20 protein-coding genes are annotated in these 25,170 nt (G+C 65.9%); 9 read left to right on the top strand and 11 right to left on the bottom strand.

Features of this window, described 5'->3' with window-relative positions; all coding sequences use genetic code 11:
• Positions 1 to 15 precede the first annotated feature (15 nt).
• From QVN30_RS05525 to QVN30_RS05515, 3 genes are read right to left on the bottom strand one after another with little or no spacing between them, the layout of a single operon-like run.
• On the bottom strand, positions 16 to 1,014 hold the full coding sequence (locus tag QVN30_RS05525; RefSeq protein ID WP_289835727.1) for an ABC transporter ATP-binding protein: 999 nt from the start codon (positions 1,012 to 1,014) through the stop codon (positions 16 to 18).
• A 33-nt stretch (positions 1,015 to 1,047) separates the two neighbouring features.
• Positions 1,048 to 1,749, bottom strand: coding sequence for an ABC transporter transmembrane domain-containing protein (locus tag QVN30_RS05520; protein ID WP_289835726.1), 702 nt, complete (start codon positions 1,747 to 1,749; stop codon positions 1,048 to 1,050).
• On the bottom strand, positions 1,746 to 3,311 hold the full coding sequence (locus tag QVN30_RS05515; RefSeq protein ID WP_289835725.1) for an ABC transporter ATP-binding protein: 1,566 nt from the start codon (positions 3,309 to 3,311) through the stop codon (positions 1,746 to 1,748). The genes QVN30_RS05520 and QVN30_RS05515 overlap by 4 nt, the downstream gene beginning before the upstream one ends.
• Positions 3,312 to 3,468: 157 nt before the next feature.
• Between QVN30_RS05515 and QVN30_RS05510 the strand changes: the two genes are divergently transcribed.
• The 5 genes from QVN30_RS05510 (at position 3,469) to QVN30_RS05490 (ending at position 7,081) form a co-directional block, all read left to right on the top strand.
• On the top strand, positions 3,469 to 4,437 hold the full coding sequence (locus QVN30_RS05510; RefSeq protein WP_289835724.1) for a helix-turn-helix transcriptional regulator: 969 nt from the start codon (positions 3,469 to 3,471) through the stop codon (positions 4,435 to 4,437).
• 69 nt (positions 4,438 to 4,506) lie between these two features.
• The gene (locus QVN30_RS05505; RefSeq protein ID WP_289835723.1) at positions 4,507 to 5,709 is read left to right on the top strand and encodes a chloride channel protein; all 1,203 of its coding nucleotides are present in this window, start codon (positions 4,507 to 4,509) and stop codon (positions 5,707 to 5,709) included.
• Positions 5,710 to 5,782: 73 nt separating this feature from the next.
• On the top strand, positions 5,783 to 6,166 hold the full coding sequence (locus tag QVN30_RS05500) for a VOC family protein (RefSeq protein WP_289835722.1): 384 nt from the start codon (positions 5,783 to 5,785) through the stop codon (positions 6,164 to 6,166).
• Positions 6,167 to 6,269: 103 nt separating this feature from the next.
• Positions 6,270 to 6,920 carry a hypothetical protein gene (locus QVN30_RS05495; protein ID WP_289835721.1) on the top strand — a complete coding sequence of 217 codons (651 nt, stop codon included), beginning with the start codon at positions 6,270 to 6,272 and terminating at the stop codon, positions 6,918 to 6,920.
• A 26-nt stretch (positions 6,921 to 6,946) separates the two neighbouring features.
• A complete protein-coding gene (locus tag QVN30_RS05490) occupies positions 6,947 to 7,081 on the top strand; it encodes a family 1 glycosylhydrolase (RefSeq protein ID WP_273342558.1) in 135 nt (44 codons plus the stop codon).
• A 594-nt stretch (positions 7,082 to 7,675) separates the two neighbouring features.
• Here QVN30_RS05490 and aspS read toward each other — a convergent pair.
• Positions 7,676 to 9,430, bottom strand: a complete 1,755-nt coding sequence (gene aspS / locus QVN30_RS05485) for an aspartate--tRNA ligase (protein ID WP_289835762.1) — start codon at positions 9,428 to 9,430, stop codon at positions 7,676 to 7,678.
• A 491-nt stretch (positions 9,431 to 9,921) separates the two neighbouring features.
• Here aspS and QVN30_RS05480 point away from each other — a divergent pair, with 491 nt between their 5' ends.
• The 3 genes from QVN30_RS05480 to QVN30_RS05470 all read left to right on the top strand — a co-directional run bounded on the left by QVN30_RS05480 (position 9,922) and on the right by QVN30_RS05470 (position 12,976).
• Complete coding sequence (locus tag QVN30_RS05480; RefSeq protein ID WP_204571297.1) at positions 9,922 to 10,773, top strand: ABC transporter substrate-binding protein; 852 nt, start codon at positions 9,922 to 9,924, stop codon at positions 10,771 to 10,773.
• Positions 10,774 to 10,879: 106 nt separating this feature from the next.
• Complete coding sequence (locus tag QVN30_RS05475) at positions 10,880 to 12,193, top strand: amino acid ABC transporter permease (protein ID WP_289826769.1); 1,314 nt, start codon at positions 10,880 to 10,882, stop codon at positions 12,191 to 12,193.
• Between the two features lie 6 nt (positions 12,194 to 12,199).
• Positions 12,200 to 12,976 carry an amino acid ABC transporter ATP-binding protein gene (locus QVN30_RS05470; RefSeq protein WP_289835720.1) on the top strand — a complete coding sequence of 259 codons (777 nt, stop codon included), beginning with the start codon at positions 12,200 to 12,202 and terminating at the stop codon, positions 12,974 to 12,976.
• A 119-nt stretch (positions 12,977 to 13,095) separates the two neighbouring features.
• Here QVN30_RS05470 and QVN30_RS05465 read toward each other — a convergent pair whose 3' ends face one another.
• Both QVN30_RS05465 and hisS read right to left on the bottom strand, forming a co-directional pair.
• Positions 13,096 to 15,885: a phosphoenolpyruvate carboxylase gene (locus tag QVN30_RS05465; protein ID WP_289835719.1), complete on the bottom strand. Its 2,790-nt coding sequence runs from the start codon at positions 15,883 to 15,885 to the stop codon at positions 13,096 to 13,098.
• A 710-nt stretch (positions 15,886 to 16,595) separates the two neighbouring features.
• Positions 16,596 to 17,912 (bottom strand): histidine--tRNA ligase, encoded by a 1,317-nt coding sequence (hisS, locus tag QVN30_RS05460; protein WP_289835718.1) that lies wholly within the window; start codon positions 17,910 to 17,912, stop codon positions 16,596 to 16,598.
• A 131-nt stretch (positions 17,913 to 18,043) separates the two neighbouring features.
• Here hisS and QVN30_RS05455 point away from each other — a divergent pair, with 131 nt between their 5' ends.
• Positions 18,044 to 19,123 (top strand): threonine aldolase family protein, encoded by a 1,080-nt coding sequence (locus QVN30_RS05455; RefSeq protein WP_289835717.1) that lies wholly within the window; start codon positions 18,044 to 18,046, stop codon positions 19,121 to 19,123.
• A gap of 186 nt (positions 19,124 to 19,309) precedes the next feature.
• Here QVN30_RS05455 and pyk read toward each other — a convergent pair whose 3' ends face one another.
• The 5 genes from pyk to QVN30_RS05430 form a co-directional block, all read right to left on the bottom strand.
• Positions 19,310 to 20,767: a pyruvate kinase gene (gene pyk / locus QVN30_RS05450; protein ID WP_087201050.1), complete on the bottom strand. Its 1,458-nt coding sequence runs from the start codon at positions 20,765 to 20,767 to the stop codon at positions 19,310 to 19,312.
• Positions 20,768 to 21,059: 292 nt separating this feature from the next.
• Entirely contained in the window at positions 21,060 to 21,911 is an 852-nt protein-coding gene (locus QVN30_RS05445; protein WP_204587536.1) for a class II fructose-bisphosphate aldolase, read from the bottom strand.
• A gap of 500 nt (positions 21,912 to 22,411) precedes the next feature.
• On the bottom strand, positions 22,412 to 23,506 hold the full coding sequence (locus tag QVN30_RS05440) for a 1-propanol dehydrogenase PduQ (RefSeq protein ID WP_289835716.1): 1,095 nt from the start codon (positions 23,504 to 23,506) through the stop codon (positions 22,412 to 22,414).
• 101 nt (positions 23,507 to 23,607) lie between these two features.
• Complete coding sequence (locus QVN30_RS05435; RefSeq protein WP_289835715.1) at positions 23,608 to 24,465, bottom strand: MerR family transcriptional regulator; 858 nt, start codon at positions 24,463 to 24,465, stop codon at positions 23,608 to 23,610.
• Positions 24,462 to 25,154 (bottom strand): DUF4125 family protein, encoded by a 693-nt coding sequence (locus QVN30_RS05430; protein ID WP_289835714.1) that lies wholly within the window; start codon positions 25,152 to 25,154, stop codon positions 24,462 to 24,464. The genes QVN30_RS05435 and QVN30_RS05430 overlap by 4 nt, the downstream gene beginning before the upstream one ends.
• Between the last annotated feature and the right edge of the window lie 16 nt (positions 25,155 to 25,170).

Below are 25,170 nucleotides of genomic sequence, written 5' to 3'. Positions count from 1 at the left end.
AAATCCAATTGTGCGCTACAGCATCCAGTCGGCGCTTTCGCGCTGCAGGCGCACCATGCGCGCGAACAGGCCGTCGGCCGCAAGCAGCTCGTCGGGGCTCCCCTGCTCCACGACGCGCCCCTCGTCGAGCACCACGATCTTGTTCGCCGAGAGCACCGTGCGCATGCGGTGGGCGATCACGATGACGGTCCGGTCCGCCAGCAGCCGCGACAGCGCCGTCTGCACCGCCGTCTCGTTCTCGACATCAAGACTCGCCGTCGCCTCGTCGAGCAGCACGACCGGTGCGTCCTTGAGCAGGGCGCGGGCGATCGAGATGCGCTGGCGCTCGCCGCCGGAAAGCTTGGAGCCATTCTCGCCGATCATCGTGTCGTAGCCCTGCGGCATGCGGGAGACGAAGTCGTCGCAGTTGGCGGCCCGCGCCGCCGCGAGCACCTCCTCGTCGGTGGCGTCGCGGCGGCCCAGGCGGATATTGCCCATCACCGTGTCGTCGAACAGCAAGACGTCTTGGAACACCACGGAGAAGTCGCGCAGCAGCGACTCGTGGTCCACGGCCGAGACGTCCACGCCGCCCACGCTCACCCGGCCATCCGACGCGTCCCAGAAGCGGGCCGCCAGGCGGGCGCACGTCGACTTGCCGGATCCGGAGGGGCCCACGAGCGCGGTGACCTCCCCCTCGCGCGCCGTGAAGCTCACATGCGAGAGCACCTGCTCCGCGCCGCCGTACGAGAAGCTCACGTCGTCGAACACCACGTCATGGCCGACCGGCTCGAACGCGCCGTCTCCCGTGGCGAGCGGCTCCTCGTAAAACGAGCGCATGCGGGCGGACGCCGTGCGCGCGGAGAACAGCTCGGCGATCAGCATGAGGCACTGGTCGAATGGCGCGTAGATGCGGCTCACCACGACGAGGAAGGCGAACAGCGTCATGAACGTGCAGGTGCCGTCCATGATGAAGGCCGCGCCGGCGAGCACCGTGGTCGCAAAGCCCAGGCGCAGGATGATCTGGCCGCCGTTCACGCACACGCCGCACGCGATCTCGCTTTTGAACGCCTAGCGCTCGGCCTCGTCGACGTCGCGGCGAATGTGCTCGAGATAGCGCTCCTCCTGGTTGGTGGCACGCACCTCGCGCACGCACTCGAGCGCTTCCTGGATATCCTCGGAGATCGCAAGCCCCCGCATGCGGGTGGCGTGCATCATCGGCTGCAGGGCCGAGCGCGCGCCGAACAGCACCGCCAGGCCGACCGGGCAGCTCCACAGGGAGGCGAGGGCGAGGCGCCAGTCGAACGCGAAGAGCCCCACCGCCGCCACGGCAAGCGTGATGTAGGCGCCGTAGAGCTCCGGCAGCACATGGCTGTAGGCGTGCTCGGTCGTTTTGACGTCGGTCATGAGCGTCTCGGTGAGATCCGCGAGGTCGCGGCGACCGAAAAACGACAGCGGCAGCTTGCGCAGGCGCTCGGCGAGGTTGATGCGCTGGCGGCCGCTCTCCTTGTAGATCACGCCGTACTGATAGTAGTAGGCGTAGTACTCCGCCACGAACAGCGCGATGATGAACACGGCCAGGCCCGCCAGATACGGAAGCGGGTCGGGCAGGGCGGCGCCGTCTGTGAGGTGCGCCATGAACGCATCCATCAGCATATAGATGATGCCGACGCCGGCGAACACGGCGATGTTGGCCGCTGCGGTCCACGCGGCGCCGAGCTTGACGTTGCGCACGCCCTCGACGGTGAGCGCGTACTTCTCCTTGATGCTCATCGGGCATCGCCCCTCTCCGTTGACGCCGCATCGCTCGAGATGCGCCAGCTCACGGCCTGCTCGTAATCGGCCCACATGCGCGCGTAGATGCCGCCTGCGGCAAGCAGCTGCCCATGCGAACCCTGCTCGGCCACGCGTCCTCGGTCGAGCACCACGATGTTGTCCGCGCCGCGCACCGTCGAGAGGCGATGGGCGATCATGATCACCGTGCGCGGAGCACCGTCGCGGCTGCGCGCGAGGCGCTTGAAGGCCTTCTGGATCTTGACCTCGTTTTCCGGGTCGGCGAACGCCGTCGCCTCGTCGAGCACGACCACGGGCGCGTCCTTCAGGATCGCGCGGGCGATCATGAGGCGCTGGACCTCGCCGCCGGACAGATACGTGCCGCCCGTCCCCACCAGCGTGTCGACTCCTTGCGGCAGCTTCTCCAGGATGTCGTCGCACTGGGCCGCGGAAAGAGCCGCCAGGACCTCCTCGCGCGACGCTTCGGGGCGCGAGGCGCGCACGTTCTCGAGCACGGTCTGCCTGAACAGCCGGTTCGCCTGGAACACGAAGGCCACGCGGTCCATGAGGCCGTGCGGGTCGAGATCGCGCACGTCGACGCCCCCGAGCGACACGCGTCCGGAATCGACGTCCCAAAAGCGCGGGACGAGGCTCGCCGCCGTCGTCTTGCCGCCGCCCGACGGGCCCACGAGGGCCACCGTCGCGCCCGGGGCGAGCAGCAGCGCGACCGGCACCAAGAACACCACGACGCCGTTGATGATCGCAAGCGACAGCGACTGCGGGACCTGGCACCATGTGACCGCGTAGTCCTGCGCCAGACGCGTGAACTCCTCGATCGCATCGTGGAACGCGCGGAACGAGTAGACGGTCTGCTGGAACACCTTCACCACGGGGATGCCGCGCACATATTCCGTGCCCGTCTTGTTCATCTTGACGAGCGACTCCATGTAGCGCGTCATGAAATCCATGCCCCGGCCGCCCATCATGTAGAACAGGCAGGCGAGCGAGATGGCGACCGCCGCCAGGCACGCGAGGCCGAGCCGCCAGTCGAACACGAAGAACAGCACGAGCATGCCGACGATCATGGCGATGCTGCCGGCCGTGTTGGGCAGCTTGTGCGCAAGCAGGCCCTCGGTCTCGGCGGCGCAGCCGTCCACCACGCGGCGCAGCGCGCCGCTCGCATGGGTGTCGAAATAGCCGAGGCTCGTGTGCATGAGATGCTCGGTGGCGCGCTTGCGCATGTTGGAGGCGCAGCGGAAGGCGGCCGCGTGCGTGCACATGAGCCCAGCGAAGTACAGCAGGATCGAACCCACAGCAAAGACCAGCGCCCACCATCCGTAGACGCCGATGCCCGTCGCCGCGCTCCAATCGGGTGCCACCGCGATGAGGTCGCGGGCGACGAGCCAGATGCAGATATAGGGACCGAAGCTGATAAGCATCGATGCCGCCGAGAGCAAGCAGCCCACATAGGTGAGCACGCGGCGTTCTTCTGCAAAATCGAGCAGCTGGGATATGGCGCCGCGCCCCTTGCCCTGGGCGGCGGACTCACCGTTTTGTCCCATGGGATACCCCCTTCTCTCTTGTTTTGTTGAGCATGTCTAACTTATCATTCGAGTGAACGTTGGCTAACTTATGGAGGCCAGATTGGGACGAATTCGAAACGATGCGGCATCCTGCGCGGCACCGCGGGCACGCACCCGCGCGCACGACCGCCTCTCGATGCTCTACGAGCCACAGGTCGAGCAGTTCGGCATCGCGCTCGAACCGTGCGGAGAGGCCCTCGCGGGCCGTGCGTCCACCGACGATGCCGATGCCGCCGTCTTCGTGTACCGCATCGACGGCTGCTGCGTCGTCACCTCGCACCGCGTGCTCGTGAAGCGCGACATGCCGTTTTTCGAGCAATCCGTGCCGGGCCTGTGCGTCTGCACCCTTTCGCGCGACAGCCTTGCCCTGTGCCCAGTCGCGCCCCCGCGGCGCAGCCGTCCGCACGGCAACGTCGCCATCTTTGGCGACGGGGCTATGAAAAGCGACCGGTCGATCCTGCGCGCCGGAACGCGGCAGGACGCGACGTCGATCATGCTTTTGCCCCGATGGTTCGACCGGCTGGACGGTCGCGCGCGCCATGCGGCGCGCACCCTCATGGAGGAACCGGGCGACACGTGCATCGGGGATACCGCGGCAGTGCTCGACCGCACGATGCGCGCCCTGACGCCGCTGTTCGGCGGAAGACTCGCCGATCTGGCGATGCTGCATGCGCATACGGGGCGTGCGGCGCTGACCGCGCTCGGGTGGTACCTCGAGCGGACGCGCGCCGAGGCCGCAGCGGGCACGCGGGAGCAAAGGCAGCTGGTTCGCAGCGCGCAATGTCACGTCGGCGTCAATCTGGATAAGCCGCTCTCGCTCGATCAGGTCGCCCGCGACCTGCTGACCAGCCGCACGCGCCTGTGCGCTGCGTTCAAGCAGGAGACGGGCGAGAGCCTGGGCGCCTACATCCGCCGAACGCGCATGGAGCGCGCCGCGGAGCTACTGGGCAACCCCCGCCTCGACATCGCCGCCATCGCGCGCGCCGTGGGCTATCCGCGCACGTCGAGCTTCACCGTCGCCTTCGAGCACGCCTTCGGCTGCTCCCCTACCGCCTTTCGCGCGCGGTGCGGTGGCGCTCTCGGACGGGATCGTTTTTGCCCATGACGGTGCGCTGTGCCATCATGGGCAAAAACAACACCGTTCCAAACAGTGCCGCCGCCGGGAGGGCATCTCATGCGTATAGGAGAAACCTATAGGACCATCGCGATACTCGCCCTCATCGGTATACCCATCGGCATCGCGGTCGGCGCCATCGACGCGCTGTTCGGCCGCGTGCTGCTCGCCATCACCGCGTTCCGCGACGCGCATCCCCGGCAGCTCATCCCGTTTCTCGCCCTTGCAGGCGTGGCGATCGCATGGGCCTACCGCCGCTTCGGCAAGAACACCGGACGGGGCATGGGCCTCGTGTTCGACGTCGGGCACGGCACGGAACCCGAGATTCCCCTGCGCCTCGTCCCCCTCATCATGGGGGGCACGTGGATCACGCACCTGTTCGGCGGTAGCGCCGGCCGAGAGGGCGTGGCGGTTCAGATCGGCGCCACCCTCGCGCACGGGGTCGGAAGAAAGCTCCCCCTGCGCGATGCGGGCAACACCTTTTTGGTCTGCGGCATGGCCGCCGGCTTCGCGGGCCTGTTCCGCACGCCGCTTGCCGCCTGCATCTTCGCCCTCGAGGTCCTGGTGGCGGGCAGGCTCGAGTACCGTGCGCTGTCCTGCGCGCTCACCGCGTCGTTTGCCGCCAGCATGACCTCGGGCGCCCTGGGGCTCGAGAAATTCGAGGTCCCGCTTGCCGAGGCCCTCGCCATCACGCCCGCCTCGCTCGTGCAGCTCTGCCTGGCGGGCATCGTCTTCGGGCTGGTCGGCGGTGCCTTCGCCTGGTGCCTCGCCGCAGCCAAACGGCAGGCCGCGCGCATCGGCAACCCGCTCGTGCGCATCGCCGTCATCGGCGTCGCGCTGTCGGTCGCGCTGCTCGCGCTGTGGCAGGGCCGCTATGCCGGCCTGGGCACCAACCTCATCTCCGCGAGCTTTTCTGGCGAGGGCGCTGGCGGCATCTTCGTCTGGGACTGGGCGCTCAAATTCGCCCTCACGGTTACCACGCTTGCCGCCGGCTACCAGGGCGGCGAGGTGACCCCGCTGTTCTCCATCGGCGCGAGCCTGGGCGTCGTGCTTGCAGGCGCGCTCGGGCTTCCCCTCGAGCTGACGGCGGCGCTTGGCTACGCGGCCGTCTTCGGAGGCGCCACCAACACGATGCTCGCGCCCATCCTCATCGGCGGCGAGGTCTTTGGCTTTGAGAACCTGCCCGCGTTCTTCGTCGTATGCGCGGTGGGCTACCTCGTGAACGGCAACCGCTCGATCTACACGGGCCAGACGCGCATCTGATGGGTTGGAACGAACCCGTCCCCAACGAACCCATGGTATACTTGTTCGAACATGTTAGCCATAAGGAGCTCCAATGCGCATCGAACACGTCGCGCTGTATGTCAACGACCTGGATGCCGCCAAGCAGTTCTTCACGCGCTATTTCGACGCCCGGTCCAACGAGCTGTACCACAACGCCACGACAGGATTTCGCTCCTACTTCCTCTCGTTCGATGACGGCGCGCGCCTCGAGATCATGACGCGCCCCGACATGGACGACCTGGAGAAGCCGCTTGCAAGGACCGGCTTTGCGCATCTTGCCTTCAGCGTCGAAAGCCCCGAGGCCGTCGACCGCCTGACCGCGCAGCTCGCCGCCGACGGGTACCGGGTCGCAAGCGGCCCGCGCACCACGGGCGACGGGTACTACGAGAGCTGCATCGTGGCGCTCGAGGGCAACCAGATCGAGATCACCGTGTAATCGACTGCCGCGCCCCTGCTTAGGAATCGCTTAACTCTGCCATACGGTGCCGTACGCGCGCAGCGCTCCCCTACAATTGAAATCGATCCCGAAGGAGGCCTGCATGCTGCGCACCCACATCACCCGTCTTGTCGTCTCCGCGCTTTCGCTGGCGCTCGTGGTGCCCCTTTCCGGCTGCCTGGTCGCCGACAACACCGGATCGCGCATCGACGAGCTGAGCGACCCGTCCATCCAAGACGCCCTCGACCAGACTTCCGATGCGCTCGGTGACGTGGCCGATGCCCTCGATCAGGTGCAAAGCGACATAGCGGGCGCCATCAACGACGTGACGGGCACCCTCGAGGACCTCTCCGATCTGCCGAGCGTGCTCACCGACCTGCTCGGGAAAGACGGCGTGCTTTCCAAGGCGCAGACCGTGACGGTCGAGGACGCGCAAACGGGAGAGGTGCTCGCCACCTACGACGACGCCTCGGATATCTCCCAGCTCACCGACACCCTCAGCGGCATGGATTACGCCACGTGGAGGCTCGCCGCGTCGCGACCCGACAGCCCCGAAGAGTTCATCGTCCGCGTGAGCCAGACCGAGACCCTGAAGCTCGGCCAGGATCCCGATACGCTCGCGACCAACGAACTGTTCACCATCACCACGTTCGCCGATTCGCCCGTCATCGAGCTCGACATCGCATCGCTCTCGTTCACGCCGGCGCTCGAGCTCCCCGAAGCCGATATCGCCTGCATCCGCGGCCTCGTCTAAGCTGCCAAGCAAACACAAGCAACGGCGTGAAGAAGCGCTACGGCTTCATCTATGTCGATCGCACCGATGACGACCCGCGCGAGTGCCGCCGGTACCGCAAGGATTCGTTTGCCTGGTACCACGACGTGATCGCAAGAAATGGCGCCGGGCTCTCGCTGTAGGAGCGCCTCTCGTCCCATCCGCCTGTAGAGCCCTCCGGATCCCCGCTGGGATCCGGAGGACTATCACCATGCGGGACGGGCGCGGCCCGCAGGCGAGCGTACCGCAAGGAGGTAGGCGCCCGACCAAAATGGTCAAAAATGGCACTCCCATTGCAAACGCGCGCACAGAATCCGTGTCGCGGTCAATTGCATCATTCCCATTGCAAATCGAAGTGACGCAACGGCGTCTCTGAAGGCGATTTTGTCCGTTTAGGGATGGCCGTTCGCCGGTTTCCGCGTATTCGGCCCCGAGACAGGAAGATTCGCATGGCAATGCGCATCATTTTATAATGCGCAGAAGCAATTCAGCATTTCCGTTTGCAATGGGAGCGCATGTTTTGACCACGGCACGGATTCTGTGCGCGCGTTTGCAATGGGAGCGCACCAATTGACCACCTTCGCTAAGGCGCTAGCCGACCAAACATGCCGTGTCGCAGGGCCCATGCCGTAAACCCAGCAAAAAGCAGCCCTTGCGCGCCGAGCGCAAGGGCTGCTTCAGCATGGAGGCGCGGCGCGTTCTGACCGCGTCTCAATAGTTCCAGACGTGCCGGGGGCCTACATGAGGCGCAGCCCGACCTCCTTCAGCTGGGCCATGGAGACCTCGCTCGGCGCGGCCGACATGAGGTCGGAGCCGGAGCTCGTCTTGGGGAACGCCATGACGTCGCGGATGGAGTCGCTGCCGGCGAGCAGCATGCACACGCGGTCGAGACCGAGCGCGAAGCCGCCCATGGGAGGCGCACCGAAGGTGAGGGCCTCCATGAGGAAGCCGAACTGCTCGCGGGCACGCTCCTCGGAAAAGCCCATGAACTCGAGCATCTTGAGCTGCAGCTCAGAGTCGTGAATACGCATGCCGCCGCCACCGGCCTCGAAGCCGTCCATGACGAAGTCGTAGGTGCACGACCCCATGGCGAGCGGATCGGTCTCGAGCAGGTCGAGCTCGTCGACATGCGGCAGCGTGAACGGCTGGTGCTCGGCCTCGTAGCGCTTGACCTCGTCGTCCCAGTGGAACAGCGGGAAGTCGACGACCCACAGGAAGTCGTGACCCGTGCGCTCGATGCCCAGCGCATCGGCCATGTGGGAGCGCATGCCGCCCAGGATCTCGTTGGAGGCGAGGCGCGGGCCGGCGGCGAACATCACCAGGTCGCCGGGCTCGACGTCGCAGCGACGGCGCAGCTCAGCCATCTCCTCGTCGGAGAAGAACTTCACGATGGGGCTGTTGATGGAGCCGTCCTCGCGGAACGCGATCCATGCCAGGCCCTTGGCGCCAAAGGTCTCGGCCACCTTGGCGAGCTTGTCGATCTGCGCGCGCGGCCAGGCGCCGGCGCCCTTGGCGTTGATGGCCTTGACGACCTGGCCCTCCGTGTTGGCGGCGCCTGCGAACACCTTGAACTTGGAGCTCTTGAACACGTCGGTGAGGTCGACGAGCGTCATGCCGAAGCGGGTGTCGGGCTTGTCGGAGCCGTAGGTGTCCATGGCGTCCCAATAGGAAAGACGGCGCAGCGGCGTGGGCATGTCGACGCCCATGTGCGCGAACGCGTCGTGCAGCACGTCCTCGAGCGCGCCCATGACGTCGTCCTGGTCGACGAAGCTCATCTCGATATCGACCTGGGTGAACTCGGGTTGACGGTCGGCGCGCAGGTCCTCGTCGCGGAAGCACTTGGCGACCTGGTAGTAGCGCTCGACGCCGCCGACCATGAGCAGCTGCTTGAGCAGCTGCGGGGACTGCGGCAGGGCGTAGAAGCTGCCCGGCTGCAGGCGGGACGGGACGATGAAGTCGCGCGCGCCCTCGGGCGTGGACTTGAACAGGCTCGGGGTCTCGACCTCCATGAACGCGCGGTCGTGCAGCGCGCTGCGGATGGCGAAGGTGAAGTCGCTGCGCAGCTTGAGGTTGGCCATCATCTCGGGACGGCGCAGGTCCAGATAGCGGTAGCGCAGACGGGTGTCCTCGGAGGTCTCGATGCCGTCCTCGATCTGGAACGGCGGGGTCTTGGAGCGGTTGAGCACCTCGACGCGGTCGGCCAGGACCTCGATCTCGCCGGTGGGGAGCTTGGGGTTCACCGTGTCCTCGTCGCGCGCGATGACGGTGCCGTGCACGAGGATGGGCCACTCGGGACGCATGGTCTCGGCGGTGTGGAACGCCTCGCCCGCGGCGTGCTCGGGATCGAACGTGCACTGCGTGATGCCCTCGCGGTCGCGCAGGTCGCAGAAGATGAGGCCGCCGTGATCGCGGCGACGGCTCACCCAGCCGGTGAGCTTGACCTCTTCGCCGATGTTCTCGGCGCGCAGCTCGCCGCAGGTGCGGGTGTGCATGGAATGGATGTCGACGGGGTTTGCGATGTGGTCGGTAGCCACAGGGGTCCTCCTTATGAGATCTGTGCCGCCCCGTGCCGGTACGGGCGGCTTGCCTACAGATTGCCGAACCTGCGTAGACGGCGCAGGCTGGGCAGTTGCACTAGCATAGCGAAAAACTTCCCTCTCCGCGCATACTTTACAAAGTGGAAGCAAACGGGATGCGGCCGCCTGCCCGCGGCGGCCCCGGCCATCCCTGGGCAGGATGGGTTGAGGCGAACCCGTCCCCACATGACCCATGCATGTCAAGACATTGATTTGCACGGACTGTGCATTATTCGGCACCCTTATGCATAACTCGTGCACATTGTCGCAAAATGACCCAGTAAAAATGAATATTGATAGGTGTTTCCATACTGTTGCATGCATATTTTTTCTTGCCCATGCATAGTTATAAGAATTAGCATAGGGTCCACTCATGAATTCAACGGGGTTTTGGAAGGAGAACTCTCATGAACATCACCCGTAGGCAGTTTGTCCCCCTGGCGGCCGCTTCCGCCATGGCCGCTTTTGGTGTCGCCGGCTGCAGCAACGACACCGCATCCACCGCCACCGGCAGCACGCCCGCCGCTGACACCGGGTCCGCCGACGCCTCCTCCGACGGCGAGCTCACCCTGTTCGAGTCCGGCAAGCTGACGTTTGCCACCTCGCCCGACTATCCGCCGTTCGAGAACCTCGAGGACGGCGAGTACGTCGGCCTCGATATGGACCTCGGCCGCGCCATCGCCGACTACCTGGGCCTCGAGTGCGTCTACACCAACATCGACTTCGACGGCATCATCCCGGCGATCGTCGCCGGCGGCCAGGCCGACGCGGGCCTCTCCGGCATCTCCATCACGCCCGAGCGCGAGGAGCAGGTCCTGTTCACCGACCCGTACTACATCGACAACCAGGCCGTCGCGGTCATGAGCGACAACACCGAGATCACCGAGGACAACGCCGCCGAGGCGCTCAACAACGAGGCCGTCACCATCGCGGTCCAGAGCGGTTCGACCGGCGCCGACTTCGCCGCCGAGAACTTCCCCAACGCCGAGCAGCTGCCGTTCCCCAACTTCACCGATGCCTTCGCCGCCGTCCAGGCCGGCCAGGCCGACGCGGTCTGCGGCAACAAGGCCGTCGTCGACCAGATGCTCGCCGGCGCGTACTCCGACGAGCACACCGTGCTGACCTCCGCCACCGGCGAGGAGTACGCCATCGCCGTCTCCCAGGACAACCCCGACCTGGTCGACGCCATGAACGAGGCCATCGCCGCGCTGACCGAGGACGGCACGCTCGACGAGATCATCGCCAACAACATGGGCTAATCCCCCATCGCACGGCAACAGCTTACGAAACCGTTTGCTCGCGGCCCCTCTCCGATGCGGAAGGGGGCCGCATTTCCCATATGTAGAAGCTAGAAACGAGGCTCCCGTGAGTAGTAGTTCCACACGTCGTCATCTTGCACCTGCCCTGAGCGCCATCATCGTGGCGCTGTGCGCGTGCCTTCTGTTTGCCTCCACGCCCGCGCACGCCATGGAGATCGTCAAGTGCACCGGGCGACCCAACTCCGAAGACGACCCCACCGCCATCATGGGCAACACCCAGTCGCGCATCACCTTCGAGGCCACCGTCGACGAGGGGGAGAACATCTCCCAGCTCGTCCTGCACATTCCCGACGGCACGTCGTTCAACACCGACGACCTGGCGCTGACGCTGCTCACCGGCGACGACCTCATGACGCGCAACGAAGTCGACTACACCGAGACCGTCGACGGGCAGGACCTCGTCCTCGACTTCAACACGCCGCTGTCCCAGGCGGGCCACCTGAACATCATCGTCTACGATGTCTACTTCCCCACCGAGGGCGGCGATATGCAGGTCGAGGCGAGCTACTCAACCGCCGACGGCGCGGTCGACAACGCCTCCATCGAGGGCATCCCCGTCATCTCCGTGCAGGGCATCTCCGCCACCGAGGCGCTGTCCCAGTGGCTCGAGGAGCAGGACTGGGTGAAGGCGTGGAACTCCAACCGCTTCCTGCGCCTGTTCGCGGACCCGACGATCTTCGTGACGAGCTTCCCGGTCGTGCTGACGGGCTTCTTCATGTCCATCGCCATCGTCGCCGTCGCCTTCCCGCTCGCGATCCCGCTGGGCCTCGTGCTCGCGCTCATGCGCCTTTCCAAGTTCCGCCTGTGGCGCGGCATCGCCACCACCTACGTCAACATCGTGCGCGGCACGCCGCTGTTCCTGCAGATCTACATCGCGTTCTTCGGCCTGCCGCTGGCGGGCATCAACATCCCCAACTTCCCGCTCGGCGTCGTCGTCATGATGCTCAATTCCGGCGCGTACATGTGCGAGATCTTCCGCGCCGGCATCCTCTCCATCAGCAAGGGGCAGACCGAGGCGGCGCGCTCGCTGGGCATGAACCGCCTGCAGACCACACTCTACGTCATCCTCCCGCAGATGTTCCGCCTGGTGATCCCCAACCTCACGAGCGAGTTCATCACACTGTACAAGGACACCTCGCTGCTCGCCGCCGTCGGCATCATGGAGCTCGTCATGTACGCGCGCACCATCGTGGCGTCCACCGGCTCCATCACGCCCTATATCGTGGCGGCCCTGTTCTACCTAGTCATCACCCTGCCGCTGTCCAAGGTCACGCGCCATCTTGAGGAGCGCACCCGCGCCGGGCGCAAGCGCAAGCGCAAAGGCGTCCCCGCGGCGTCCGCAACGACGAAGGAGGCTTAACCGATCATGGCCGATACCGCATCCACGCCCACCGCGCCCGCAGCGGACGAGGCGATCATCCGCATCCAGAACCTGCGCAAGAGCTTCGGCGACCTCGAGGTCCTGCGTGACATCTCGCTCGACATCCATCGCGGCGAGGTCGTCGTCATCCTGGGCCCGTCAGGCTCCGGCAAGTCCACGATGCTGCGCTGCCTGAACCTTCTCGAGGAGCCCACGGGCGGCTCGATCATCTTCGAGGGCAAGGACATCACTGACCCCAAGGTCGACGTCAACAAGGTCCGCGAGCACATGGGCATGGTGTTCCAGCAGTTCAACCTGTTCCCGCACCTCGACGCCCTGCACAACGTCATGCTCGCGCAGCAGAAGGTGCTCAAGCGCTCTGCCTCCGACGCCGAGCGCATCGCCATGGAGCAGCTCACCCGCGTCGGGCTGGCCGATCGCGCCGACCACTTCCCCAGCGAGCTGTCCGGCGGCCAGCAGCAGCGCGTGGCCATCGCCCGCGCGCTTGCCATGGAGCCGCACGTGATGCTGTTCGACGAGGCCACGAGCGCGCTCGACCCCGAGCTCGTGCGCGGCGTCCTCGACGTCATGCGCGAGCTCGCCCAGGGCGGCATGACCATGGTCGTCGTCACCCACGAGATGGGTTTCGCCCGCGATGTCGCCGACCGCGTCATCTTCATGGACGGCGGCGTGATCGTGGAGCAGGGCTCGCCCGACGAGGTCTTCAACCATCCCAAGAGCGAGCGCACCCGCGCCTTCTTGGGCGAGGTCAGCCTTAAGTAAGCGGGCCTATCCGGCACGTTGTCCGTAAGGCCGATGCAAACGACGCAGGGGGTCGGGGCTCTGATGGGCCCCGACCCCCTGTTGTTACGGATTCAGCTCATGAGCCCGCGAAATCGCATCTACCCCGTGTTCTGAAGGCCCGCGGAGACGCCGGTCACGGTCGCGAGGATGAGGCTCAGGTACTTCGCCTTGGCCTCCTCGGAAAGGTCGCGGCCCTCGTCGCGCACGATGCGCAGGGCGCGCACCTGCGCGAGCGACAGCACGTCGACATACGGGTCGCGCACGCGGACCGCGCGCCCCAGCACGCGACGATGCTCGAGCGGCCACTCGTCGCCCACGATCGCCAGCACCCAGCGACGCGTGAGCTGCATCTCGTCGTACACCGTATGGGCCAGATCGGCGCGATCGCCCAGCGCCAGGTACATCTTGGCGAGACGGCCGTCCGTCTTGGCGATGGACATCTCCACGTTGTCGATGAACGTCGAGAACAGCGGCCACTCCCGATATGCACGCCTGAGCGTCTCGAGGTCGCCGAACGCCTCGCAGGCGCTGCCCAGGCCGTACCACGCCGCCAGGTTGATGCGCGCCTGGCTCCAGCTGAACACCCACGGGATCGTGCGCAGGTCGTCCAGCGACTTGGCGCCCAGGCCGCGCTTGGCGGGGCGCGAGCCGATGGGCAGCAGGCCGACTTCGGTCAGCGGAGTCACCGTCGAGAACCACGGCGTGAAGTCGGGCATATGCAGCAGGTCGAGATACCGTTCGTGCGAGACGCGGTCGAGCTCGTCTGCCATGGCGAGGTACTTCTCGGTCATCTCGGTGTTCGCGCGCTCCACCGACGGGGCGGAGTTGAGCAGCGTCGCCGCCGCGACCCCCTCGACGTGGCGCTGCGCCAGCACCGGGTTGCCGTAGCGCGCGAAGATGACCTCGCCCTGCTCGGTGACCTTGAAGAAGCACCTCACCGAGCCGGCGGGCTGCGCCAGCACCGCGCGGTTGGCCGGACCGCCGCCGCGGCCGACCGCTCCGCCGCGACCGTGCATGAGCACCAAGTCGATATCGTGCTCGTCGGCCCAGACGGCGATGCGCTTCTGGGCGTAATGCAGCGCGAGCGTGGCGGTCGTGGGGCCGGCATCCTTCGCGGAGTCCGAGTAGCCGAGCATGACCTCCATCTTGCGGCCCGTCTGCGCGAGACGGGCCTGGACCGCCGGCAGCTCGAGCATGTCGTTCAGCACGTCGACGCAGTGCTCCAGATCCTCCAGCTGCTCGAACAGCGGGATGACGTCGAGCTGCGGCACGTCCGAAGCGTGCGCGAACGCCAGGTTCGCCAGCTCGTAGACGTCGGCCACGTGCTGCGCGGACTTGGTGAACGAGATGATGTAGCGGTGCGCCATCTTGACCGCGTAGCGCTTCTGGATGGAGCCGATCGCGCGGAACGTGTCGAGCACCTCGCGCGTCATGGGCTGCAGGTCTCCGTGGATGCCGTGCTCGCGGATGTCCTCGAGCGCTCGCGTGTGCACGAGCGAATGCTGGCGGAACTCCATCTCTACCATATGGAACCCGAACGACTCGGTCTGCCAGATGAGCGTCTGGACCGGACCGTAGGCGGCGCGCTCGGCACCTGCCGCGGCAAGCGAGCGCTGGACCACGCGCAGGTCGGCCAGGAAGTCCTCCGCCGAGGCGTACATCACGTCGGCATCGCGCGCCACCGTTCCGTCCAGGCGGTCGGCCATGACCAGCATGACGGCGCGATGCGGCTCGGATGCGGAGATGTCGCGCGCCCGGCTCGTGATGATCTCGCTCATCTCGACCTGATGGTTCCACAGGTTGAGCAGTTCGTCGGACGGCGCCGCGTATCCCGCCTCGAGGGTGAGGTTGCGGCCCACGCGGCGGCACTTGTCGGCGAGCGTCGCCACCATGTGCTTGTAGAACTTCGCCGCGACCTCACGGCTCACCTTCGCGGTGACGTTGGGGTTGCCGTCGCGGTCCGACCCGATCCAGCTGCCCGGATGGAAAAACGCGGGGCAGACGGGCGGCACGATGCCGGCGCCTTCGCCGAGCACCCAGTCGTCGAAGCGCCGGTAGATGCGCGGAACGATGTCGAACAACGTATGGTCGAAGATGTCGATGACGGTGTCCGCCTCCTCGACCGGCGTCGGCTTCTTGATGGCGACCGGCGAGGTGCGCACGAGCGCATCGATCTCCTGCAGCATGTGGCGCTCGTTTTCCGCAAGGTCCAAACCGCCCAGATGGGGACGCTCGGAAAGAAGCTTGCCGATACGCCTGATCTTGCCCTCGACGGCACGGCGGCGTGCCTCCGTGGGATGCGCCGTGAACACCGGGTGGAACTCAAGCTTGTTCAGCAGATCCGTCGCATCGTCCACGCCGACCTCGTCGATCAGCTGCTTGAACGCGATCGTGAGCTCGTTGGACGGATCGACGTCCGCCTCGATGGACACCAGGCGCTCGCGATCGTGCAGCGTCTCGACGCGGTAGTTCTCCTCGCACAGGTTCGCGAGGTGGAAAAACGAGGTGAAGGCGCGCACCAGCGTCTCGAGCGTCTGCAGCGGCAGCTCGTCGACGAGCTCGACGGCAGCGCGGAACGCGCTGTTGCTGTCGTTGGTCGCCAGCGGCACACCCTGCTCGTCGGTCTCCTCCGACGCGGCCGCGGCGCCGGGGTTGCCCTCGTTCGCATGGATCGCATGGCGCAGCAGCACGTCGAACAGCTCGCAGATCTGGGGATCGTACTCCATGAGCACGCGGCGCTCGAGCCGCTGGAACAGCGCCAGGTTGTCACGCAGGCTTTCGGGGATCTCTATCTCCGACAGCGGCCCGCACGTCAGCGCACCGACCGTCTCCTTCAGCTCCGATAGCAGCTGCGCGCGCTCTTCCGGTTGCTCCATTTCTTTCGCCATTCGCACACCCTCCTTCTGATGCAAGCGGCAACCACCCACCGAGTAGTTGCTGCCGCTTGAAGAAAGAACACGTTAAGAACAATCGCAAAGTATACGTGAGTCCCCCGCGCGCACAACAGGCTTCACAGAGTTCACGCTTTAGCAAACTAAATCAACCAATCAGCTGCCCCGCGCACACCGCGGCGCATAGCGAGCGTGAAGGCAGAGGCTGCGCCAACGCAACGTGGGCCCGTAGGCCGGGCACGAAATGGATTGACCGGCATCTCCCCTGCGCCTCGGAGGTGGTCAATGAACGCACTCCCATTGCAAATACTCGTGCAGAATCAGCAGCATGGTCAATGAGTGCGTTCCCATTGCAAACAGTAATACCGAACCAGATTCGGTTTATCATATTATGATATGCACTGAGATTCGGAGCGCCCTTTGGGGCCTCGCAAGTCCGAAAAAGCTCCTATACCCAACCTCATACAGAGTCATGAGCCGCTGTTGGCGCTTTTCCGCCACTTCGATTTGCAATGGGAGTGAGGTGATTGACCACAACTCAATCCTTCTATGAGAAATTGCAATGGGAATGCACTCATTGACCATCTTCCGGGCGGCATTGGCCGCCCGCCCCCCCAATGACAGGGCCCGCAAAACGCAGCATGCCCGCCTGCCTGCCGCGTCGCGGCAGGCAGGCGGGCATGAGAAACCGAATCCCTCGCGCGGTCCTACGCGAGCAGGCGCACGACAGCCTCGACGACGGCGCCGCGGTCCACCAGCTCCTCGTCGTGGGTCACCATGTTGCGGACCTTCACCTTGCCGGCGGCGAGCTCGTCGCCGCCGATGACCAGGATCAGGCGGGCATCGAGCTTGTCGGCCTGCTTGAACTGGCTTTTGAGCGAACGCCCCTGGTAGTCCGCCTCGGTGCGAATGCCAGCAGCACGCAGCTCGTGCGTCAACGCAAAGACCTCACCGCGCAGTTCGGCACCAGCGTTCGCCACATAGACGCACGGCTCGATCTCGGTCGCCATATCGGCGCCGAACGCCTCGAGCGCGAGCATGGCGCGCTCGAATCCCACGGCAAAGCCGACACCCGGCGTGGGCTTGCCGCCCTCCAGCTCGACCAGGCCGTCATAGCGACCGCCGCCGCCGATGGAACCGACCCCGGCACCGGGCGCCTCGACCTCGAACACGGTGCGGGTATAGTAGTCCAGACCGCGCACGAGCGTGGGGTCCTCGACATACTCGATACCCGCGGCATCGAGATACCGCTTGACCTGCTCGTAATGGCTGCGGCAGTCGTCGCACAGGTTGTCGCGCATGAGCGGCGCCGCCTTCATGACCTCGCGGCAGTGGTCGTTTTTGCAGTCGAAGGCGCGCAGCGGGTTGAGCTCGGCGCGCTCGCGGCACTCGTCGCACATCTCGTCGGCGTGGTCAAGGATGAAATCGCGCACCGCGTCGCGGTAGGCCGGACGGCACGCGGGATCGCCCATCGAGTTGATCAGCAGGCGAAGCTTGCTCAGGTCAAAACCCAACCGCTTGTAGAACTCCATGAGCATGATGATGCACTCGGCGTCGGCAGCGGGGTCGGGAGCGCCCAGCCACTCGATGCCGACCTGATGGAACTGGCGCAGGCGCCCCTTCTGCGGGCGCTCGCCGCGAAACATCGCCTCGGCGTAGTAGGCCTTGAACGGCGTGGCGCCCTGCGGAACCAGGTTGTTCTCCACCACGGCGCGCACGACGCCGGCCGTGCCCTCGGGACGCAGGGCCAGGCGCTGCTTGGCCTTGAGCTTGGCGTCGGTCCCCTCTTCGAGCACGCGCGCGAAGTTGGCCCCCGAGAACACGCGGAACATCTCCTTGCGCACCACGTCGGTCGACTGGCCGATGCCGTGGACGAACACGTCGAGCTGCTCGATAGCGGGCGTCTCGATCATGTCGAACCCGTAGGGCTCGAACACCTCGGCCGCCACCTCCTGCATATGACGCCAGGCGCGCATGTCGCGCCCGATCAAATCCTTGGTGCCCTCAGCCCTCTGTGCCTGCATATGTTCCCCTTATGTCGTGCCTGCCCGTGCGGCGGCGATTCAATTCGGTCACTCATTATATGATGAGACAATACGACAACGAACCCAGTCACCAGATTCTTACCAGACATACGACGCAAAGGACGCAGCAGATGCACCGATTCACCAACGATTACTCCGAAGGGGCGGCGCCCGAGATCCTCGAAGCGCTCATCCGCACGAACGACGAGCAGACGCCCGGATACGGCGACGACGCCCACTGCGCGCACGCCGCCGACCTGATCCGCGCGGCGATCAAGCAGCCGGATGCCTACGTGCGCTTCGTGCCGGGCGGCACCGTTGCCAACATGCTCGCCATCAGCGCGCTCACCGAGGATTTCGAGGGCCCCATCTGCGCCGCCGACGCGCACCCCACCATCCACGAGACGGGCGCCATCGAGGCGTGCGGCCGGCGCCTGCTGGCAACGGACGACCCCTTCGGCATCCTCACGCCTGACGCGGCGGAGCTCACCTACCAGCACATGACGGCGACCGGCTGCCACACCACGCGCCCCGCCATGATCTACTTCTCGAACACCACCGAGTACGGGCACGTCTACACGCGCGCCGAGTTCGACGCGCTGTGCGACCGGGCCGCCTCGCACGAGCTGGCCGTCTACGTCGACGGCGCCCGCATGGCGAGCGCGATGACCGCCGCGGGCGGCGACCTCGACATCGAGCACATCGCCGCGCGCGCCGACGCGTTCACGCTGGGCGGCACCAAAAACGGCATGCTCTTCGGCGAGGCGCTCGTGGTGAGCCCGCGCTCCGCCCGCGGCATGCGCGCCATCGACAGGATCCCCTACCTCACGAAACGCGCCGGCGCGATGACCGCCAAGGGCCGTCTCATGGGCGTCATGTACGAGGCGGCCTTCGATCCCGCGAAGGTGAACGAGGCGGGCGACGTCCCCTACTGGGCATACGCGCGCCGAGCGAACGCCTGCGCGGTACGTCTGGCCGAGGGGCTTGCCCGCGCCGGCTTCGAGCCCTATATCAGCACGAACGGCAACCAGCAGTTCTTCTGGGCGACGCCCGCGCAGGCCGAAGCCCTCGTCGACACCCTGGGCTGCGAGACCATGATCGCCGAAGACCCCACGGGCGCCGGCCGCGTCGTCGTGCGCTTCGTCACGAGCTGGGCCACGACCGAAGGGCACGTCGACGAAGCGGTCGCATACGCCCAGACGCTCGTGTAGCGCTGGCCCCTGCCGATGGGTCGGTTGGGGACGGGTTCGTTTCAACCCATGCCGCCGGGTCGGCCCGGGCAGAAGGGGTGTCCCCGATTTGCAAAAATGCACGCGCAAGGTACGTCCCCGATTTGCACGTTAAAAGGCGGGGGCGCCGCGTACGACGCCCCCGCCTGCACATCTTCTGAACGACCGTTAACGCACCTGCGCCACGTGCACGACGTTCGTCGACGTCACGCCGTCGGAGAAGGTGATGGAGGTGTCCGGGTCGCCCACCGTAAGCACGGCCACGTCGCCCACGCGAACGTATCCGCGCTGCTTGGCGCAGTTGATCGCCGTCTTGACGATATAGCGCTTATCCCCGATCTCGCCCTCGGTCACCGGGTCGACGCCCCAGTAGATGGTCATCTTGCGCGTGGCGGCGTCATGCGGCGTCACGGCAAGGATCGGCAGCATCGGTCGGAAGTTGGACACCAGACGCGCCGAACGGCCGGATTCGGTCGGGATGATGATGGCGCGCGCCTTCACGTTGAACGCCGTGCTCACCGCGGCCAGACCGATCGCGCTGTTGATCGCGCGGATACCCGTCTCGTCCGTGTGGATGTCCAGGCGGTTGTGCTCGGGCATCGTGGCCTCGGCGATCAGCGCGATGTTGGCCATCATCTTCAAGGCCTCGAGCGGGTACTTGCCCGCGGCCGTCTCGCCGGAAAGCATGGTCGCATCGGTGCCGTCGTTGATGGCGTTGGCCACGTCGGTCACCTCGGCGCGCGTCGGGCGCGGGTTGCGGATCATCGAGTCGAGCATCTGGGTCGCGGTGATGACGGGCTTATAGGCCTTGTTGCACTTCTGGATGATCTCCTTCTGGATGGTGGGGCACACCTCGGGCGCCACCTCGACGCCCAGGTCGCCGCGGGCGACCATGATGCCGTCGGCCTCCTTCAGGATGTCATCGAAGTGGTAGACGGCCATGGCGCATTCGATCTTCGGTAAGATGTCTACGTTCTTGCCGCCGTTCTCATCGCACAGCTTGCGGATCTCGCGCACGCCGGCCGCATCGCGGATGAAGGACGCCGCGATGAAATCGATGCCCTCTTCCAGGCCGAACAGGATGTCCTTGCGGTCCTGCTCGGTGATGGTGGGCAGCGACAGCTTGGCGTTCGGGACGTTCACGCCCTTCTTCTCGCCCAGCTCGCCGCCGTTCTCGACATAGCAGGTCATGTCCTGGCCCGAGATGCCCTTGACCGTGAGACCGATCAGGCCGTCGTCGATCAGGATCGTGCTTCCCACGTGGACCTCGCGCGGAAGCTCGAGGTGATCCAGATAGAAATGCTCGGCGTTGCCCTGCAGGTCCTCAGAGGTCTCGGCCGCAGTCACCGTGACGGTCGAGCCGGGCTCGAGCGCCACCTTGGCATGGCCCTCCAGAAAGCCCGTGCGGATCTCGGGACCCTTGGTGTCGAGCAGGATGCCCACCGGGATGCCGAGCTCGCCGGAGATGCGCTTGACGCGCTCCATGCGCGCACGCTGCTCCTCGTGGCTGCCGTGCGAGAAATTGAAACGGGCGACGTTCATGCCCGCCTTGATCATCTCGCGGAGGATATCGTCGTCATCACAAGCCGGTCCCATGGTGCAAACGATCTTTGTACGCTTATTCATGCTCCGCTCCACCTTTCTTGAATACGCTCCCGCGCATGCCGACAAAATCCCCTGCGATGCTATAAGCGTAACGGCACGCGCAAGAGGTTCGCGCGGCCGGTCTTCAAACGGTCGGATTGTCTGGTGAGCGTTGCGCGATCATCCGCGCAGGTAGCACAAGGCAATGTTCATATGACGGGGATGCGTTGTCTGGCAGTGGGAGCCCACAGGAGCCGTCCGCGACGCATCGCGCCCACAAAAAAAGCCCGCCGGGAATCTCCGGCGGGCTTCGCAGCGTATCGATTCGTTGCCGTTATGCGCGACCGATGGAACCGAGGTTCTCCATGCGGATCTTCACGATCTTGGTGATCTCGGCCATGCCGGCACGGCCCGGCTTCTTGGGGTCGAAGGCGTCCGGGTTCTCGGCCATGAAGCCCTGATAGCCGCGGGTGTACGCCTGGCGCAGCTCGGTGGCGTAGTTGACCTTGCAGATGCCGTTCTTCACGGCCTCGGCAACCTGCTCATCGGGCACACCGGAGGTGCCGTGCAGCACCAGCGGCACGTCCACGGCGGCGCGGATGGCGCGCACGACGTCCTGCTCGATATGCGGGGTCTCGGTATACACGCCGTGAGCGGTGCCCACGCCGATGGCGAGGCTGGTGCAGCCGGTGCGCTCGACGAACTCGCGCGCCTCGTCCGGATCGGTGTAGGGGTTCTCGCCCTCGACCGCCGGACCGTCGTCCTCCTTGCCGCCGACCTTGCCGAGCTCGGCCTCCACCGGCACGCCCATGGCGGCACCGGCGCGCGCCACGCTCGCGGTGAGCGCGATGTTGTCCTCGAAGCTCTCATGCGAGCCGTCGATCATGACGGAGGTGTAGCCGGTGCGGAGCGCCTGCATGCAGCGATCGTAGCCGTCGCCGTGGTCGAGGTGCAGGGCGACCGGCACGCTCGCGCGCTCGGCAGCGGCCTTCACCATGCCGTAGAAGTAATCGAGACCGGCGAACTTCACCGTACCGGGCGTGGTCTGCATGATCACCGGGGACTTGGTCTCCTCGGCGGCAGCCAGCACGGCCATGACGAACTCGAGGTTCTCGATGTTGAAGGCACCGACCGCATAGTGGTTCTTCTGAGCATCGAGCAGCATGTCCTTGGTGGTAACGAGCATCGGTTTCGCTCCCTCCTGCCGCGCTCCTCTCGGGGCGGCCACGCGGCGCCGCATCCCTCTGACCGGCGCATCCGTTGCCTGTATTGTACGAAATGGGAGCACGCGGTGCGCCGCGCGGGATAAACGGTGCGCTCGGGCATGGGAAAGGAAAGAAAAACCGCTTCGCATGCGCCCGCATGCATCCTGTGCAGGATCTGCGCTCTAGCACAGGATGCGTCTCGGCATTTTTGCGCGTGACTCGTCGCCGCCCGACGTTTCTCTTTCGAATGAAAAGCAACCGCAAGCATTTTGCTTGCCTAAAAAAAAATAAGAGAAAAGCAAAATCTACACAACTCGGCCCCTGACACGACGAGCTGCACCTATGAAGGTATCACCCGGCCGGAATGCACGGAATCGGCGCTGATTCCGTGCATTCCGGCCGGGTGATACCAGGAGTGATGCACCGCCGCCCCGATGCGCTCCATGTGCATCGGGGCGGCCCAAGAAGGAGAGGCAATTTCTTATCGTCCGGCGAACGCGTCGCGCAGGATATTCACCAGATCCTGCTTGCTCACGGCGCAGGGGTTGGTGGGCGTGCAGCGATCGTGCTGCGCTGCCTCGGCGATGGCAGACAGCTCGGCCTCGAACCTCGCGGCGTCGATGCACCCGAGCTCGGACAGGCTGTTCTCGATGCCGAGATCGGCGCGAAGAGCGCAGATACGCGTCAGCAGCTCATCCGCGTCGGCCATGCCCAGCTCGACGGCCAGACGCTCGTAGGCCTCGCGGCAGTCGGAGCGGCCCAGGTGGAAGCGGATCACATACGGCAGCAGCACGGCGTTCAGGCGGCCGTGCGCCACGTGGAAACGGCCGCCCAGCGCATGGGCGAGCGAATGGTTGATACCCAGGCCCGCATTGGTGAACGCGATGCCCGCTATGCACGACGCCTCGATCATGCGCGTGCGGCTGCGCATGGCCATGCCGTCGCGGAAGGCGGCGGGCAGATCGGTGCACACGATCCGCAGGGCCTTGACCGCCATGGCGTCGGTAAACGACGTCGCCGTGCTCGACACGTAGGCCTCGAGCGCATGGGTGAGCACGTCCATGCCCGTGTCCGCCGTGACCGCGGGGGGCACGGTGCGCGTGAAGTCGGCTTCGAGCAGCGCGCCGTCGGGCGCCAGGAAATCGTCGATGAGCACGACCTTGTCGCTGCCGCGCGTGACGACCGCGAAGTTGGTCACCTCCGAACCGGTTCCGGCCGTCGTGGGGACGGCCAGGAAATAGGGGCGCTCCATGCCGCCCTCGCACGCGGACAGCAGCATCGCCTTTGCCGCGTCGATGCACGAGCCGCCGCCGAACGCCACGAGCAGGTCGGGGCGCACGCGGGTGAGCACGGCCGCGCCCTCGTCGACCAGCTCCTGGCTGGGATCGGGGCGCACGTTGGAATACGTCTCGTAGCGGGCGCCGGCAGGCAGGTGCTGCACCAGCTTGGCAAGCGCGCCCGACGATTCCAAAAAGCCGTCGGTGATGATGAGCAGGTTGCGATACGGCATCTCGGACAGGTGCTCAACGGCACGGAAACCGAAAAACAGCTCGGTCTTCATCTTGTATGCATTCATGGATGCTCCTAAACAGATATCGAGGCGAGGCCGGAACACGGGGCAGGCGGGCGCAGGCGGGCGCGGAGCCGTCGAGCGGGTCGAGCCCTGCCGGCGCTCCCCTACTTGATGGGGGCGAGGACCTCGGCGACGAAACGGTCGGGATCGTAGGTGGTCCAGTAGTCGGTGACGAAGCGCTCGTACGAACAGCCCGCCAACCGGTAGCCGTGCTCGTCCGCGAACGTCGCCATCCGGTCGTAGGCCTCCCCCAGCTCCTCGAAGGGCCCCACATGGTAGGTGGCCAGGTACATGCCGTCGGGGCGTACGAAGCGGGCCTTGGGGTCGACCGTGCGGACCGCGTGCTGCAGCACCATCGCATCGCAGGGCTCGCCCTGCGAGCACCGCTGTCGCCACGCGTCGAACGACTCGTGCCGCAAGATCACCGGCCCGGTGATGGGGTTGTCGTTGTCGGCCACGAACTTGGAGAACTCGAGGTTGATGGTGGCCTCGGCGAAATCCCCGTTGAACCGATACGGCATGGCCAAAAAGGTGTCGGCGGGCAAAAACACCGTGCGCACCTCGGTGGGGCGGGCGCCCAGCACGTAGTTGGCCTCGTGGATGAGCGCGACCCAGTCGTCGATGATGCGCATGCGCTCGCGGATGAGCTGCATCTCGCGCTCCCACGCATCGCGGCGCTTGGCAAAGGTCTGCTCGATCTCGCCGAAATCGGAGTTGAAGATGTGCGAGATATCCTCGAGGGTGAACCCCATGTTCTTGAGGTAGTTGACCACGGGGATCTTGAGCATGGTGTTGCGCGTGTAGTAGCGGTAGCCGTTGTCACCGATCACGTCGGGCTCGATGATCTTGAGATCGTCATAATGGCGCAGGCTGCGCTGGGACACCCCGCCGATACGGCTCACCTCGCCGATCAGGTACAGCTCCTCGCCAGCGTCATCGCGGCCGGTCCGTCTTCTGGTCATGCCGTCGCCTCCAATGCCGTAAGAAGGCCCATCGTGTAGCGGTAGGTGCCCTCGATAGCGTTCATGCGGCCGCGCTCCTGGCGGAGCAGCCCGTCGCGCAGCGCGAAGAGCGTGCGCAGGCGGTAGCCGGCGGCCTCGGCCAGATAGTAGTCGAGCGCGGAGACGCGCCCCGGCTCGCTGACGGCTCCGCGCGCGTGCCCCGACGTCACGGACAGATCGCGAGACGTCTCCTCCAGGCGGGCGCGCACAAGGTCCGCGATCTCGCTCAGCACGGCGGCGCGCACCGGCGAGGGCGCCTCCAGGCGCGCCGCCCAGGTGGCGGCGTAGCGCTCGGGATCGGTCGCCTCCATCATGCGGGCGTACTTCTCCTCGACGAGATTGCGGCCACCCGCCTCGGCACTGCGCAGATCGTCGAGGATATACGGTAGCGCCGCGCGCGGGAAGGCGAGGTGCTGCGCCAGCCGATACACGAAAAACGACTGCAGGTCGTCTTGGCAGGACGCTCGGCCGAACATGCCCTCAACGCGGTCGAACTGCTCCCACTCGAGCGCCACGATCTCGCGCAGGACGGCCGTATCGGCTTCACCCGCGCCCGCGCGCCCGAGCAGCGCGCGCACGCCGGGGCGAGCGAACAGCGGATACACCTCCAAACGGCGCCCGGACGGCGCGCCCAGCTTGCAGCAGCCCATGTCCTCTCCTCGAATC

Origin of the sequence: Collinsella ihumii (assembly GCF_030385545.1) — a bacterium.
Classification (GTDB): domain Bacteria; phylum Actinomycetota; class Coriobacteriia; order Coriobacteriales; family Coriobacteriaceae; genus Collinsella; species Collinsella ihumii.
This window is presented reverse-complemented; position numbering and strand designations above follow the sequence as displayed.

Excerpts from the sequence above, each read along its gene's own strand:
- QVN30_RS05520 (WP_289835726.1), bottom strand. The coding sequence starts at position 1,749 with ATGAGCATCAAGGAGAAGTACGCGCTCACCGTCGAGGGCGTGCGCAAC.
- QVN30_RS05515 (WP_289835725.1), bottom strand. The coding sequence starts at position 3,311 with ATGGGACAAAACGGTGAGTCCGCCGCCCAGGGCAAGGGGCGCGGCGCC.
- QVN30_RS05510 (WP_289835724.1), top strand. The coding sequence starts at position 3,469 with ATGCTCTACGAGCCACAGGTCGAGCAGTTCGGCATCGCGCTCGAACCG.
- QVN30_RS05505 (WP_289835723.1), top strand. The coding sequence starts at position 4,507 with ATGCGTATAGGAGAAACCTATAGGACCATCGCGATACTCGCCCTCATC.
- QVN30_RS05500 (WP_289835722.1), top strand. The coding sequence starts at position 5,783 with ATGCGCATCGAACACGTCGCGCTGTATGTCAACGACCTGGATGCCGCC.
- QVN30_RS05495 (WP_289835721.1), top strand. The coding sequence starts at position 6,270 with ATGCTGCGCACCCACATCACCCGTCTTGTCGTCTCCGCGCTTTCGCTG.
- aspS (WP_289835762.1), bottom strand. The coding sequence starts at position 9,430 with ATGCACACCCGCACCTGCGGCGAGCTGCGCGCCGAGAACATCGGCGAA.
- QVN30_RS05480 (WP_204571297.1), top strand. The coding sequence starts at position 9,922 with ATGAACATCACCCGTAGGCAGTTTGTCCCCCTGGCGGCCGCTTCCGCC.
- QVN30_RS05470 (WP_289835720.1), top strand. The coding sequence starts at position 12,200 with ATGGCCGATACCGCATCCACGCCCACCGCGCCCGCAGCGGACGAGGCG.
- QVN30_RS05465 (WP_289835719.1), bottom strand. The coding sequence starts at position 15,885 with ATGGCGAAAGAAATGGAGCAACCGGAAGAGCGCGCGCAGCTGCTATCG.
- hisS (WP_289835718.1), bottom strand. The coding sequence starts at position 17,912 with ATGCAGGCACAGAGGGCTGAGGGCACCAAGGATTTGATCGGGCGCGAC.
- QVN30_RS05455 (WP_289835717.1), top strand. The coding sequence starts at position 18,044 with ATGCACCGATTCACCAACGATTACTCCGAAGGGGCGGCGCCCGAGATC.
- pyk (WP_087201050.1), bottom strand. The coding sequence starts at position 20,767 with ATGAATAAGCGTACAAAGATCGTTTGCACCATGGGACCGGCTTGTGAT.
- QVN30_RS05445 (WP_204587536.1), bottom strand. The coding sequence starts at position 21,911 with ATGCTCGTTACCACCAAGGACATGCTGCTCGATGCTCAGAAGAACCAC.
- QVN30_RS05440 (WP_289835716.1), bottom strand. The coding sequence starts at position 23,506 with ATGAATGCATACAAGATGAAGACCGAGCTGTTTTTCGGTTTCCGTGCC.
- QVN30_RS05435 (WP_289835715.1), bottom strand. The coding sequence starts at position 24,465 with ATGACCAGAAGACGGACCGGCCGCGATGACGCTGGCGAGGAGCTGTAC.
- QVN30_RS05430 (WP_289835714.1), bottom strand. The coding sequence starts at position 25,154 with ATGGGCTGCTGCAAGCTGGGCGCGCCGTCCGGGCGCCGTTTGGAGGTG.